Annotated in this window: 11 protein-coding genes; 1 reads left to right on the top strand and 10 read right to left on the bottom strand. The window is 66.3% G+C overall.

Going from position 1 to position 13,936, the window contains the following annotated elements; all coding sequences use genetic code 11:
• The 10 genes from LL06_RS24255 to dusB form a co-directional block, all read right to left on the bottom strand.
• On the bottom strand, window positions 1–1,008 hold a 1,008-nt coding region (locus tag LL06_RS24255; protein WP_035533186.1), incomplete at its 3' end, for an NnrS family protein.
• Window positions 1,009–1,268: 260 nt separating this feature from the next.
• Window positions 1,269–2,621 (bottom strand): GTPase HflX, encoded by a 1,353-nt coding sequence (gene hflX, locus LL06_RS24260; RefSeq protein ID WP_035533171.1) that lies wholly within the window; start codon window positions 2,619–2,621, stop codon window positions 1,269–1,271.
• A gap of 43 nt (window positions 2,622–2,664) precedes the next feature.
• A complete protein-coding gene (hfq, locus tag LL06_RS24265) occupies window positions 2,665–2,913 on the bottom strand; it encodes an RNA chaperone Hfq (protein WP_035533173.1) in 249 nt (82 codons plus the stop codon).
• A gap of 289 nt (window positions 2,914–3,202) precedes the next feature.
• Window positions 3,203–4,672, bottom strand: a complete 1,470-nt coding sequence (locus LL06_RS24270; RefSeq protein WP_035533174.1) for a potassium transporter TrkG — start codon at window positions 4,670–4,672, stop codon at window positions 3,203–3,205.
• A 4-nt stretch (window positions 4,673–4,676) separates the two neighbouring features.
• Window positions 4,677–6,053 (bottom strand): Trk system potassium transporter TrkA, encoded by a 1,377-nt coding sequence (gene trkA / locus LL06_RS24275; protein ID WP_035533176.1) that lies wholly within the window; start codon window positions 6,051–6,053, stop codon window positions 4,677–4,679.
• 66 nt (window positions 6,054–6,119) lie between these two features.
• Complete coding sequence (locus LL06_RS24280) at window positions 6,120–7,484, bottom strand: sigma-54 dependent transcriptional regulator (RefSeq protein WP_035533178.1); 1,365 nt, start codon at window positions 7,482–7,484, stop codon at window positions 6,120–6,122.
• Window positions 7,474–9,771, bottom strand: a complete 2,298-nt coding sequence (locus tag LL06_RS24285) for a PAS domain-containing sensor histidine kinase (RefSeq protein WP_052161889.1) — start codon at window positions 9,769–9,771, stop codon at window positions 7,474–7,476. The genes LL06_RS24280 and LL06_RS24285 overlap by 11 nt, the downstream gene beginning before the upstream one ends.
• Before the next feature lie 155 nt (window positions 9,772–9,926).
• Window positions 9,927–11,378 carry a nitrogen regulation protein NR(I) gene (ntrC, locus tag LL06_RS24290; RefSeq protein ID WP_035533180.1) on the bottom strand — a complete coding sequence of 484 codons (1,452 nt, stop codon included), beginning with the start codon at window positions 11,376–11,378 and terminating at the stop codon, window positions 9,927–9,929.
• Window positions 11,379–11,382: 4 nt separating this feature from the next.
• The gene (locus LL06_RS24295) at window positions 11,383–12,546 is read right to left on the bottom strand and encodes a nitrogen regulation protein NR(II) (RefSeq protein WP_244447217.1); all 1,164 of its coding nucleotides are present in this window, start codon (window positions 12,544–12,546) and stop codon (window positions 11,383–11,385) included.
• A complete protein-coding gene (dusB, locus tag LL06_RS24300; RefSeq protein ID WP_035533182.1) occupies window positions 12,543–13,565 on the bottom strand; it encodes a tRNA dihydrouridine synthase DusB in 1,023 nt (340 codons plus the stop codon). Before dusB ends, LL06_RS24295 begins: the two co-directional genes overlap by 4 nt.
• Window positions 13,566–13,726: 161 nt before the next feature.
• Between dusB and LL06_RS24305 the strand changes: the two genes are divergently transcribed.
• Window positions 13,727–13,936, top strand: a 210-nt coding sequence (locus tag LL06_RS24305; protein WP_035533184.1) for a 2-C-methyl-D-erythritol 4-phosphate cytidylyltransferase, incomplete at its 3' end; no start/stop codon positions are given.

The raw sequence follows: 13,936 nt of genomic DNA on the forward strand, positions 1-13,936 counted from the left end.
CGTGGCCTTCAGCGGCCGCCCGGCATGGCCAAGGCTCGCCCGGCTCATCACCGCGAGCGTCATCAGGCCGATGCCGCCGGCCATCCACACATGCTGCGCGGCGGCCGCGGGATAGGGCAGGACCGCCGCTCCGGCGATCGCCAGGAACCCCAGCGGCACGAAGGCATAGGCCACGTGCAGCACCCAGACCAGCGGCTCGGCGCCGGTGCGCCGGCCCTGCCAACCCGCGAGCCGATAGAGATGGCCGAGCCCGGCCAGGGCGCACAGCGCTGCGGTCGCCGGATGCTCGGGCGCCGCCACCCAGGCCGCCAGCGCCAGCACGGTCGCCGCCAGCACCAGTTTGTCGACCCGGCCCGGAACTGCCGGCAACTGCCTGGCCTTCCGCTGCACCAGCCAGTTGCGGGTGAACGACGGCACGATGCGTCCGCCGATCAGCGTGATCAGCAGGATGGCGGCGGACAGGCCGAGCCGCAGCTCGGCGCCATAGGCGGGCATCCCGTCGCCGAGCGCCTGGAGGTGAAAGCCGGCATTGGCGAGCATCCAGACCGCCAGCAGCAGGAGCACCGGCAGGTTGCGCCAGTTCCGCCCGACGAGGATCTCGCGCAGCAGGAAGCCCGCGAGCGCCACCGGCAAGGCCAGGTCGAGCGCCAAGGCGGCATAAGGCGGAAGCAGAGCCGAGACCGCCACCGCGATCCGGCCGACCAGCCACAGCGCCACCAGGCCCGCGAGCGGCCATCCGGTGACCGGCAGGCCGCCGGTCCAGTTAGGCACCGCGGTCAGCAGGAACCCGGCGAGCACTGCCCCCAGATAGCCGAACAGGAATTCATGCGCATGCCAGGCGACCGGGTCGAAGGCGGTGGGCAGCGGTGCCGCGCCCGCAAGCATCATCACCCACAGGATCATCGCCAGCGCCGCCCAGGCCGCTCCCAGCAGGAAGAACGGCCGGAAGCCGAAACTCAGGATCGCCGGCCCCTGCCAGGCCCGCATTCGTTCAGCCGTCGTCGCCATCGCTGTCTCTCCTGTTGCACTCTGTCGCGGGCACCGGGCCCCCTCGCCCGTTGCCGCCGCGCCGGACTCGGACCCCGATGCCCGCTGTTGACTGATTACGCCTGAATACAGGTATTGTAAATACCTGTATTCAGGCGAGAAGCATCGCGTCCGGCAAAGGGTCGCGCGTGTCTGTCGAAATCGGAATCGTCGGGGCCGCCTCCCCGCGTCACGGCAGGAGGCAGGAGGCAGGAACCGGGCGGCGCCAGCGGGCCCGAAGGCTAGTAGTCGGTGTCGGGCTTCGGCCCGAGGCCAAGCTGCCGGTCGAGATCGAGACTGTCGGAGGCGGTGAATTCGGCGATGATTTCCACCGACCCATCCTCGTGATCGATCCGGCTCTTCACCCTGCCCCGGTCGTAGATCCAGGACATGATCGGCAGTTGCCGCGTCGTCAGCGTGACGGTACGGGTCGCCAGTTCGCCCGAAATCCGCGCCTCGATGACCGACAGCAGCGTGTCGACGCCTTCGCCGGTGACCGACGAGAGCGCGATGGCGTTGTCCGATTTCTCAGCCCTGAGCTTGAGATCCTCGGCAGCCTCCGCATCCAGCAGGTCGATCTTGTTCCAGACCTCGATCAGCTTGCGGCCGTCGCCTTCGCCCACGCCGAGGCTCTTCAGGATCGCCTCGACATCGGCGGCCTGGGACTTGCGGTCGGGATCGGACATGTCGCGCACATGCAGGATCAGATCGGCCTCGATCACCTCTTCGAGCGTCGCCCGGAAGGCGGCGACCAGATGGGTGGGCAGGTTGGAGATGAAGCCCACGGTGTCCGACAGGATCACGGTGGCGCCGTGCGGCAGCTTCATGCGCCTGAGCGTCGGGTCCAACGTGGCGAACAGCATGTCCTCGGCCAGCACTTCCGAGCCGGTCAGCCGGTTGAACAGCGTCGACTTGCCGGCATTGGTGTAGCCGACCAGCGCCACGATCGGATGCGGCACCTTCTTGCGCTTGGCGCGGTGCAGCTGGCGGGTGCGGCGCACCTGCTCGAGCTCGCGCTCGAGCTTGATGATTCGCTCCTGCAGCAGCCGCCGGTCGGCCTCGATCTGGGTTTCGCCGGGGCCGCCCATGAAGCCGCCGCCGCCGCGCTGGCGCTCGAGGTGGGTCCAGCTCCGGACCAGCCGGCCCTTCTGGTAGTTGAGATGCGCGAGCTCGACCTGCAGCACGCCTTCCTTGGTGGAGGCGCGGCGGCCGAAGATTTCGAGAATGAGCCCGGTGCGGTCGATCACCTTGACCTTCCACTCGGTCTCCAGGTTGCGCTGCTGCACCGGCGTGAGCGGATGGTCGACGATGACCAGCTCCGCCCCGGTGGATTCGATCAGCGCCAGGATCTCCAGCATCTTGCCCTTGCCGAACAGCGTCGACGGGCGCGGCGCAGAGATCGGCACGATCAGCGCTTCGGCCACCTTGAGATCGATGGCGCCGGCCAGGCCGATGGCCTCGCCCATGCGGTGGGCGTCGGGGCGCTTGACCACGTCGCCGCCATCGGCGGCGGTTCCGGGCGCGGCGTTGCGCGTGCGCAAGGCCGGAATCAGCACGATTGCACGGGTGACGCCGGACTTGCCGTCCGCGTCCACGAAATTTCCGGTACTGTCTACGGTCTCGATGTGCGTTATCCCGTCAGGCGCCGTTGCCGGCGTCCTCGTTTTCAAACATCTGCACGGGCTGGCTCGGCATGATCGTCGAAATCGCATGCTTGTAGACAAGCTGCGAATGCCCGTCGCGTCTCAGAAGGACGCAGAAATTGTCGAATGACGTCACAACGCCGGTCAGCTTCACCCCGTTGATCAGGAAGATCGTCAGGGATATCTTCTGCTTGCGAACCGTGTTGAGAAAGAGATCCTGCAGGTTTTGTGAACGCTCCGCCATTGCGCTTTATCATCCGTCTTTTTCTTGCCTGCTCAATCGCAGGTCAGTACCGCACCCTGTCCGGATCCTGGTCCGGAAGCCTGGCGTCCGGACATCCAAAAGACATCCGGCCTCACGCTTTCCGTTACGTCAAGTTCCGAACACCTCTACTCCCTCTGACAGACAGATATTGATTGCTTGCCGCTGACAGAAAAACGCTCGTTCGAACGTGCCACAGAAGATCATTGTTACGGGGTTTTGTAAACACTTGATTTTCCGGCTCCGGTACGCTGCCTGCAGGCACCGGCGGCTAGCGGTTGATCCAGTAGCGCACGTTCAGAACCGCGAAAACCACCATGACTTCAAGGCGTCCCAGCGTCATCACCACGATCGCGGCGAGTTTGGCGGATGCCGGCATCGCCGCCAGGTGCGGCCACACCTGGTTGAGCGGCTCCGTCGTGTAGACCGGCGGCATCAGCGCCTCGTAGACCGGCCCGGCATTGGCGAAAAACGCCACCGCCATGGCGATTCCTCCGTCAAATCCGGTGGCGGTGAAGGTCAGCGCCATCGCCGAAACGGCGATGATGAGCAGCGACAGCGCGAAATAGGTCCAGATCGCGCGCATGCTCTGTTCGTCGATGACGTGACGGCCGAACCTGAGATTGGCCACGCTGCTGGGGTAGATAAGCTGGTTGAGCTCGCGGGCGGAATGGACCGCCATCGCCACGATCCGGTAGACCTTGAAGCCGCCCGTGGTCGAATAGATCCCGCCGCCCACGACGACGACCACCAGCACGATGATGTCGGGCCAGAGCGCGATCACGCCCGGCCGGCTCTCGATGCCGCTGGTGGCGATCAGCGACGCGGCGGTGAGCAGGCTTTCGGCCAGGATCGGGCCGAGGTCGGCGCCGCCCGAGACCGCGAAGATCCGCCCGGCATAGAGCAGCCCCACCAGCAGAATCGCCAGCCCGATGAGGCCGGTCTCGGGGTTGACCGTCAGGAACCGCCTTGGCGCGCGCAGCAATTGCCGGCGCCAGAACACACTGACCGTGCCCACAGCCAGCCCAAGCGCCAGCACCACCTGCGCCAGCGGCCCGGCGTGATCCTCGAGCGATCCGTCAAACGGCACGAAGCCGCCGGTGGCGATGGCGACCATCGCCAGCATCGCGGCGAACGGCCCGTCGACGCCGGCCAGCATCAGGCCGACGAAGACGGCGAAGGTCAGAAGCGCATAATGGCCGAGAACCTCGCGGAATTCGACGAGATCGACGGTCATGTCGCTGGCATAGCCGGTGAGGATGCGGCGGTCGCCCGCCGGCAGCCCGCCGAAGCCGCCCGGCGCCAGCACATGGATGATCGACACCAGCGTCAGGAACCCGCCGTACCATTCGATCGAGGCGCGCCAGAACAGGATCGCCTGCGGGGTGGTCTCGCGCGCGAGCAGAGTCGATCCGGAGGTGGTCAGCGCCGCCACCGCCTCGAACCAGGCATCCATCCAGGTGAGCCCCGCGAGCGTCTTGAAGGAGACCGCGGCAAAGACCGGCAACAGCACCCAGACCGCGACCAGCCCGAGATAGCCCGACGCCCGCCCGAGCCGGCGTTCGAACCCGGAAATGGCGCCGAGCACCATCAGCGCGGCGAACACGCCGAGCGAGCCGACCAGCAGCATCGACAGCGCCAGATCGCGCATGCCGTCGGTGATGGCGAACAGGATCGCCGGCACCAGCATCGCAAAAAGACCTGCAACCGAGACTGCCAGGACGTGCAGGACGCCGAGCATCGGCTCAGAAGAACTCGAGGCTGACGCGGAACATCTGTTCGACGTGGCGGACGGATTCGAGCGCGGCGAACATCACCACCCGGTCCTTGGCCTTGATCTTGAGGGATCCGTCCGGACGAAGCACCTGCTTGTCGCGGTAGATGGCGCCGATCCGCACGCCGTCGGGCAGTTCCAGGCTCCTCAGCGGCTTGCCGACCAGCGGCGAGGTGTCGAGCGCCTCCGCCTCGATCACTTCCGCCGCCCCCTTCTGCACCGAATAGACCGCACGGATGCGCCCCCGCCTGACATGCTGGAGAATGCGCGAAATGGTGACCGCGCGCGGGTTGATGTGGGCGTCGATGCCCATCGTCTTGGTCAGCGTCTGGTAGGAGGGATTGTTGATCAGCGCCAGGTTGGCCTTGCAGCCCAGCCGTTTGGCCATCACCGAGGAGAGGATGTTGACCTGGTCGTCATTGGTCAGCGCCACCATCAGGTCGGCGTTCTGGATGTCGGCCTCCACCAGGATGTCCTGGTCGAGCGAGGAGCCGTTGAGCACCACCGTGCGCGACAGCGAATCGGCGATCGTCACCGCCCGGGTCCGGTCCATCTCGATGATCTTGACGCGGGTCTTGGGCTGCCGCTCCTCGATCGCGGCGGCGACGTAATAGCCGATATTGCCGCCGCCGGCGATGACGATGCGGCCGGCCTCCTGCTCCTCGTGGCCGAACAGGCCGAGCGTGCGGCGGACATGGTCGCGGTCGCAGACCACATAGGCCAGGTCGCCGGTTTCGAGCTGGTCGGAGGAATGCGGCACGAACAGCTTCTCGTTGCGCCAGACGCCGACGACGGTGGCGAGCAGGTCGGGAAACAATTCACTCAACTGCACCAGCGGCGTGTTGACCACCGGGCAGTCCTCCAGGCACTCGATCGCCACCATCGCCACCTTGTCCTCGGCGAAGCGCACCGCGTCGGTGGCGCCGGGCAGCGCGATGCGGCGCAGCACCATCTGGCCAACCTCGACCTCGGGCGAAATGATCACGTCGATGGGCATGTGGTCGCGCGAGAACAGGTCCGCCCAGTGCGACTTGAGGTAGGACTGGGCGCGAATGCGGGCGATCTTGGTGGGCACGTTGAACAGCGAATGGGCCACCTGGCAGGCGACCATGTTGATCTCGTCGTGCAGCGTCACCGCGATGATCATGTCGGCCTGATCGGCGCCCGCCATGGCCAGAACGTCGGGATGGGCGCCGTGGCCGACATAGCTGCGCACATCGAGTGTGTCGCGGATGGCCTGGACAAGCGTCGGCGAGGTATCGATCACCGACACGTCGTTGTCCTCGGCCGCCAGCCGTTCGGCGATGCCGTAGCCGACACGACCCGCTCCGCAGATGATAACTTTCATTGCCGTCCCCTTGCCTGCTCTGTCAGGCGGTCCCGAGATGTCGCGACTGCCGCCGCTTTGCGCTGCTTATACGCCAAGCGATTTCAATTTGCGATGCAGGGCCGACCGCTCCATCCCGACAAATTCGGCGGTTCGGGAAATATTGCCGCCGAACCGGTTGATCTGGGCGATCAGGTAATCGCGCTCGAACAGTTCGCGCGCCTCCCTGAGCGGCAGCGTCATGATGTGGTTGGGCCCCGCGGCCGAGGTCTTGGGCAGCATGTCGGAGACATCGTCGGGCAGCATGTCGGCGCTGATCACCGTGTCCGGACCGTCGGACCGGGCCAGAATCATCAGCCGTTCCATATAGTTGCGCAACTGCCTGATGTTGCCCGGCCAGGTGTGGGCCTGGATCACGGCCAGCGCGTCCTCGCCGATGCGGCGGTTCCTGATTCCGGCCTGCTCGGAAACCTGGCGCATGAAAGTGTCGACCAGGAACGGAATGTCCTCGCGCCGCTCCGAGAGCGACGGCACCTTGATCGGCACCACCGCCAGCCGGTGGTAGAGGTCCTCGCGGAATTCGCCCGCGGCGATCAGCTCCTCCAGATTGCGCGCGGTCGAGGAGATGATGCGCACGTCGACCTTGACCCGCTTGGTGCCGCCGACGCGTTCGAACTGCTGGTCGACCAGCACCCTCAGGATCTTGTTCTGGGTGCCGCGCGGCATGTCGGCCACTTCGTCGAGATAGAGAATGCCGCCATGGGCTTCCTCGAGCGCGCCGACCTTGCGCTCGTGGCTCGCCGCCGTCTCGGTGCCGAACAGCGCCACTTCCATGCGTTCGGGCGTGATCGCCGCGGCGTTGAGCACGACAAAGGGGCCGCCGGCGCGCGAGGACTTGCGGTGGATGAGCCGCGCCACCAGTTCCTTGCCGGTGCCGGAGGGGCCGAGAATCATCACCCGGCTGTTGGTCGGCGCGATCTTGTCGATCGACTGCTTGAGCTGTGACACAGCCACCGAGGTGCCGATCAGCTCCACCGGATCTCCGGAGCGCTTCTTGAGCTCGGTCACCTCGCGCTTGAGCTTGGAGGTCTCGATCGCCCGCGAGGCGACCAGCAGCAGCCGGTCGGCCTTGAACGGCTTTTCGATGAAATCATAGGCGCCGCGCTTGATCGCCGACACCGCGGTCTCGATATTGCCGTGCCCCGAGATCATCACCACGGGAAGCTCGGGATAGCGGGCCTTGATCTCGTCGAGCAGCGCCAGACCGTCGAGGCGGCTGCCCTGCAGCCAGATGTCGAGGAAGATCAGCCGCGGTACCCGGTCCGAAATCGCGGCAAGCGCCGAATCGCTGTCGGCGGCCATGCGCGTTTCGTGGCCTTCATCATCAAGAATGCCCGATACGATCTCTCGGATATCGGCCTCATCATCAACGACCAGAATGTCAGACGCCATCTGCCGGTTCCTTTGCTCTGTCTTCTTCGCCGGTGTGCGCGCTCGCCTTCACCGGGAGGCGGACTGTGATCATCGCGCCCCTGCCCTCATCGACCTCGGCCGGCGCATCGCGCAACTGGATCGTGCCGCCATGGTCATCTATGATCTTCTTGACGATTGCGAGGCCGAGGCCCGTGCCCTTGTCGCGCATCGTCGTGTAGGGTTCGAGCAGCCGGTGCCTGTTTTCGCCCGGCAGGCCGCGGCCGTTGTCGATGATGTCGACGATGTATTCGCTGCCGTCGGGCGAGCGTTCGGCCCGCACGATGATGGTCTTGCCCGTGCGCTCGTCATCGGGCGAAACCGCGTCGATCGCCTCGGTGGCGTTCTTGATCAGATTGCCGAAGGCCTGCCCCAGCATCCGCGGGTCGAACTCGCCCTCGAGCGGCTCCTCGGGCAGTTCCCGCTTGAATTCGATATCGTTGCGGCTGACCTCGCGCAGGAACACCGCGTCCTTGAGGATGTCGCGCAGGTCGGCCTGGGCCTTTGACGGCTTGGGCATGCGCGCGAACGAGGAGAACTCGTCGACCATCCGGCCGATGTCCTCGACCTGGCGGACGATCGTGTCGGTGCACTGGTCGAACACCGCCCGGTCGTCATCGGGAATCTGCTTGCCGTAGCGGCGGCGGATGCGTTCGGCCGAAAGCTGGATCGGCGTCAGCGGGTTCTTGATCTCGTGGGCGATGCGGCGCGCCACGTCGGCCCAGGCGGTCGAGCGTTGCGCGATCACCAGGTCGGTGATGTCGTCGAGGGTGACGACGAAGGAGGCCTGCTGGTCGTGGGTTTCCTCGCGCGTCACCTTGACGTTGAGCGTGCGTTCCTTGCCGCCGCGATGCAGGGTGATCTGCGCGCGCGCGTCGGATCTCGGCCGCATCGCCGCCTCGGCCATCACGGTCTCGAACTCCGGCGCCGTTGCCGAGAACGGGTGATCGATCATCTCGGCGTCGCTGCAGCCCAGGATTTCCAGCGCCGAACGGTTGGCGATGGTTACCACCCCGTGATGATCGACGCCGACGACGCCGGCGGACACGCCCGACAGCACCGCTTCGGTGAATCGGCGGCGGTCGTCGATCTGGTCCTTGGCGGACAGAATCTGGTCGCGCTGGGTGCGGATCTGCACGATCATGTTGTTGAAGGTCTGCGCCAGCGAGCCGACGTCGCCGTCCGAGGCGTGCACCGGCACCGAAATGTCGAGATTGCCGCTCGCCACGTCGTCCGACGCGCCGATCAGCACCCGGATCGGGCGCACCAGGCGGTCGGCGACCGCGATCGCCGTCCAGATCGCCGACAGCAGCACGATCAGCGCGAAGCCGATATAGAGAATGCCGAAGGCCAGTTGCAGCGAAGTCCGGCCCTGCTCGAGAGTCTGGTATTCCTTGGTGGCTTCCTCCATCAGCCGCATCGAGCGCATGACTTCGGGGTCCACCACCCGGACCGTGTAGAGAAGCGTGCCCGAAATCTGCTGGAGCGGGATCAGCGCGCCGACCAGATTGGTCACCCCCGGCGGGATCAGCGCCGGCTGCCCCTTGATCGCATCCTTGAGCGCCTGTTGCGGCACCGCCGGAAGCGGACGCTCGGTCTCGATGTCGGCCTGCAGGATCACGCTGCCGTCCTGGCGGACCAGGAACGCGCCAAGAAGCCCGCGGCCGATCGCCTGCCGCGTCATGAACTGCTCGAAACCGACGCGATCGAGCGTGTAGAGCGAGCGGGCATTGTCGAGATCATTGGCCATCGACACCGTCTGGCCCTGCAGAAACCTGGCGTTTTCAAGCACATAGGCCTGAGCCACCGAGAGCGAGGAATTGACGATCGACTTGGTCCGGAGCGAGAACCAGCGATCCAGCCCGACATCGAGCGTGATCGAGGCGACGATCGCCACCAGGATCGCCGGCAGGATCGCCACGATCGAGAACAGCGCGACGATGCGGATGTGGAGCCGCGCCGCCGCCTTCCCCCGCCGCCGCGCCTTGAGCAGCGTCCAGATCTCCACTAGCACCAGCGTGACGAGCCCGATGACGAAGATCAGGTTGACCACCACCGCGCCCAGCACCACCTGGTCGACGGGCTCGATCGGCGTGAGGCCGAGCAGGATCGAAAACGAGACGAGCGCGCTCAGGAAGGCCGAGCCGACCAGCGCGATGCCCGGAAGCGTGAACAGATTGCGCCGCTGCACGGCTTCCTGGCCGGCGATCGCCGTTTCCGTGAAAGCCTGCTCGGTCGTGGCCGGTCCCGCAGCCGTGTCGATTGCCATCTGTTCCTAGCCGCTCCGGTTTCGCCTGCATTGCATCGTTGCGAACAAGCAACACAATGTGGCGAAAATGCAACGTCCCGGGCGAGCCTGTCAAGCGTGACGCCGGGCTTGGGCTGTCTCAGGCCGGCGCATCAGGCCAGGCCTGGGCGCGGGTGTCAGGCAAGCCGGGGGGAGCGGTAGACGGTGACCCCGAGTTCGCGGATCTTCTTGCGCAGCGTGTTGCGGTTGAGGCCCAGGAGATCGGCGGCCTTGATCTGGTTGCCGCGCGTCGCCGTCAGCGCGGCGAGAATCAGCGGATATTCCACCTCCTCGAGCACCCGCTGGTAGAGGCCCGACGGCGGCAGGTCGTCGCCGAACCCGGCGAAGTAGCGCCGCATGTTCTCTTCCACCGACTGGGCGATCGTCGTCGGCCCCACCGAGGACGATCCCTGCGGCGAGGCGGGTTCGGGCGATTCGATCCTGAGTTCGTTGTCGATGATCTCGCGGGTGATCACGTCCTGCGGATAGAGCGCCATCACCCGGCGCACCACGTTTTCGAGTTCGCGCACATTGCCCGGCCAGGCATAGGCCTTGAGCAGGTCGAGCGCCTCGCCGTCGAATCGCTTGGCGTCGAGCCCCTCGCCCACCGCCTGCCGCACGAAATGGCGCACCAGGTCCGGCACGTCCTCGGCCCGGTCCCTGAGCGAGGGCAGCCTCAGCGGCACCACGTTGAGCCGGTAGAACAGGTCCTCGCGGAACAGGCCCTGGTTGATCAGGATCTTGAGGTCCTTGTTGGTGGCGGCGACGATGCGCACGTCGGTCTTGATCGGCGTGCGACCGCCCACGGTGGTGTATTCGCCCTGCTGCAGCACCCTGAGCAGCCGGGTCTGCGCATCCATCGGCATGTCGCCGATCTCGTCGAGGAACAGCGTTCCGCCCTCGGCCTGCTCGAACCGGCCGGTCGACCGGTTCTGCGCCCCGGTGAAGGCGCCCTTCTCGTGGCCGAACAGCTCGGATTCGATCAGGTCGCGCGGGATCGCGGCCATGTTGATGGCGACGAAGGGCCCGTTGCGGCGCTTGCCGTAGTCGTGCAGCGCGCGCGCCACCAGCTCCTTGCCGGTGCCCGATTCGCCGGAGATCATCAGCGTCAGGTCCGTCTGCATCAGCCGGGCCAGCACCCGGTAGATCTCCTGCATCGCCGTCGAGCGGCCCACGAGCGGCATGCCTTCGCTGGCCTCTTCCGGCTGCACCTGGAGCTTGCGCGGCTCGGACAGCGCCCGGCCGATGGTGCCGATCAGCTCGGTCAGGTCGAAGGGCTTCGGCAGATAGTCATAGGCGCCGCATTCGGATGCCTTGATGGCGGTCATGAAGGTGTTCTGCGCGCTCATCACCAGCACCGGCAGGTCCGGGCGGGCGCGGCGGATCCTGGGCAGCAGGTCGAAGGCGTTCTCGTCGGGCATCACCACGTCGGTGACCACCAGGTCGCCGTCCCCGGCCGAGATCCAGCGCCACAGCGTGGCCGCGTTCGAGGTGATGCGGACCTCGTAGCCGGCGCGGGTGAGCGCCTGGTTCAAGACCGTGCGGATGGCGGCGTCGTCATCGGCGACAAGTATCGTGGCTTTGCCCATTCGATCAGTCCTTTTGGCCGGAGGCCTTGCCCTTGGAAGACGGCAGCGGCTTGATAGGCCGGCCGTCGGGCGAGACCGGCATCAGAATGCGGAAGGTGGTCTTGCGGCTCTGGCTGTCACACTCGACGATGCCGCCATGGCCGCCGACGATCTTGGCGACCAGCGCCAGCCCCAGCCCCGACCCGTTGATCTTGGTGGTGATGAACGGGTCGAACAGATGCTGGATCAGGTCGGCAGGCACGCCGGGCCCGTTGTCCTGGACGCAGAATTCGAGCGGCAGCGACACCTTTTCGCGGGTGCCGGCGACCGAGAGCCTTATGCCGGGCCGGTAGGCGGTGGTCAGCACGATCTCGCCATTGGGATCGTCGCCGATCGCCTCGGCCGCGTTCTTGACGAGGTTCAGGAACACCTGCACCAACTGGTCGCGATTGGCGTAGACCGAAGGCAGCGACGGGTCGTAGAGTTCGACGAACTTGATGCGGCGCGCGAACCCCGCCTTGGCCACCGCCTTGACGTGATCGAGCACCGAATGGATGTTGACCGGCACCCGGTCCACCGGCCGCTCGTCGGAGAAGATCTCCATCCGGTCGACCAGCGAGACGATGCGGTCGGTCTCGTCGCGGATGAGCCGGGTCAGCGCCCGGTCCTCGTCGCCCACCGACATTTCGAGAAGCTGCGCGGCGCCCCTGATTCCCGACAGCGGGTTCTTGATCTCGTGCGCCAGCATGGAGGCGAGGCCGGTGACAGAGCGGGCCGCGGCGCGGTGGGTGAGCTGGCGGTCGATCTTGTCGGCCATCGAGCGTTCCTGGAACACCACCACGACATTGTCGGGCAGGCCCGCCACCGGCGCCACGTAAAGATCGACCAGCTTGTCGTTGCCGAGCCGCGGCGAGCTGAGGTCCACCCGGTATTCGTTGACGGCGGCGCGGCGGTCGCGCACCTGCTCGATCAGTTGCAGGAGCGGGCTGCCGAACGGAATGAAGGTGTCGAGCTTGTGCCGGCCGAGATGGGCGGCGCTCGCGGCGAAGAAGGATTCCGCCTCCCAGTTGGCGAAGCAGACGACGCCGTCGCCATTCACCATGATCACCGGATGCTGGATGGCGTTGAGCACCATGCCGGCGGTTTCGGCATCGGCGGCGGCGATCGGGTCGTCGGGTTTCTCGCTCACGCGGCGTTCTCCATCGACAAGGCGGGCAACCGGTCGGCTGCAGCGCCGAGCGCTTCGGCGAACATTTCGAGCGTTTCCTGCGCCTTGCGCGCGGTCATCATCGCCGATTTCAGCGCCACGGGCGTCGCGGGCGCCAGCGTCTCGAGATACCAGCCGATATGCTTGCGGGCGTGGCGCACGCCGACATCCTCGCCGTAATGCGCGATCATCATCCGGTAATGGTCGAGCGCGATCGCGGCGCGTTCGGCGCCCGGCGCGGGGACGCCGTCAGCACCTGCGAGCTCGCCGCAGATCCAGGGTTGGCCGCGGGAGGCGCGGCCGACCATGACGGCGTCGGCGCCCGAGCGCCGCAGGCACTCGGCGATCGCGTCGCGCGAAACGATGTCGCCATTGGCGATCAGCGGCACGGTGATGGCGTCGCGGACCCGGGCGATGGCGTCCCAGTTGGCCACGCCCTCGTAGAACTGCATGCGGGTGCGGCCGTGCACGGTGATCATCTGCACGCCCGCGGCCTCGGCGCGCGCGGCGATCAGCGCCGCGTTGTGGCTGTCGTCGTCCCAGCCGAGCCGCATCTTCAGCGTCACCGGCACCGACACCGCCTTGACCGTGGCCTCGATCAGGTCGAGGGCATGGTCGGGGTCGCGCATCAGCGCCGAGCCGGAATAGCCGCCGGTCACCTTCTTGGCCGGGCAGCCCATGTTGATATCGATCATCGAGGCGCCCTCGGCCTCGGCGATCCGCGCCGCCTCGCCCATCCACCAGGCTTCGCGGCCGGCGAGCTGCACCACGTGCGGATCGATGCCGTCGCCGCGCAGGCGCACCTGCGATTCGCGCCGTTCGGTGACCAGCTCCCGGCTCGCCACCATCTCGGTGAACACCAGGCCCGCGCCGCATGTCCACGCCAGTTGACGGAACGGCAGGTCGGAAATGCCCGACAGCGGCGCCAGGAACACGCGGTTGCGCGCCGTGACAGGCCCGATCTGAAGCGGCTGGCTCAAAATGGTGTTCAGGTTTTGCATGCGTATAGTGCAACTTTCTTGGTTGCCCGTTTTTTAGCCAAATGCAGCGATGTTGCCAAGCCGAATTCTTTCGAATGTCGAGAAAAATGCAAAAGAGCTTTTTTCCAGGCGATGCAAGTTCTAAACACTTGCTGAGCAAGGGATGCGGGATGTCGGGTTCAATGAGCGATGCACAAAAATTCGGCCTGGTGATGGTCGCCGCCGGGCGTGGCGAACGCGCGGGCTCGCCGGCGGACAGCCCCAAGCAGTACCGCCCGATCGGCGGCCGGCCGGTGATCGCCCGCACGCTCGACACCTTCCTGACCCACCCAGGATGCGGCGACATCGTCGTGGTCATTCACCGCGACGACGAGCCGCTCTTCGCCGCCGCC

This window comes from Hoeflea sp. BAL378 (assembly GCF_000759435.1).
Lineage (GTDB): Bacteria > Pseudomonadota > Alphaproteobacteria > Rhizobiales > Rhizobiaceae > Hoeflea.

What these genes read in the sequence shown, in the direction of transcription:
- hfq (WP_035533173.1), bottom strand. Translation starts at nt 2,913, where the DNA reads ATGGCGGAGCGTTCACAAAACCTGCAGGATCTCTTTCTCAACACGGTT.
- LL06_RS24270 (WP_035533174.1), bottom strand. Translation starts at nt 4,672, where the DNA reads ATGCTCGGCGTCCTGCACGTCCTGGCAGTCTCGGTTGCAGGTCTTTTT.
- trkA (WP_035533176.1), bottom strand. Translation starts at nt 6,053, where the DNA reads ATGAAAGTTATCATCTGCGGAGCGGGTCGTGTCGGCTACGGCATCGCC.
- LL06_RS24280 (WP_035533178.1), bottom strand. Translation starts at nt 7,484, where the DNA reads ATGGCGTCTGACATTCTGGTCGTTGATGATGAGGCCGATATCCGAGAG.
- LL06_RS24285 (WP_052161889.1), bottom strand. Translation starts at nt 9,771, where the DNA reads ATGGCAATCGACACGGCTGCGGGACCGGCCACGACCGAGCAGGCTTTC.
- ntrC (WP_035533180.1), bottom strand. Translation starts at nt 11,378, where the DNA reads ATGGGCAAAGCCACGATACTTGTCGCCGATGACGACGCCGCCATCCGC.
- dusB (WP_035533182.1), bottom strand. Translation starts at nt 13,565, where the DNA reads ATGCAAAACCTGAACACCATTTTGAGCCAGCCGCTTCAGATCGGGCCT.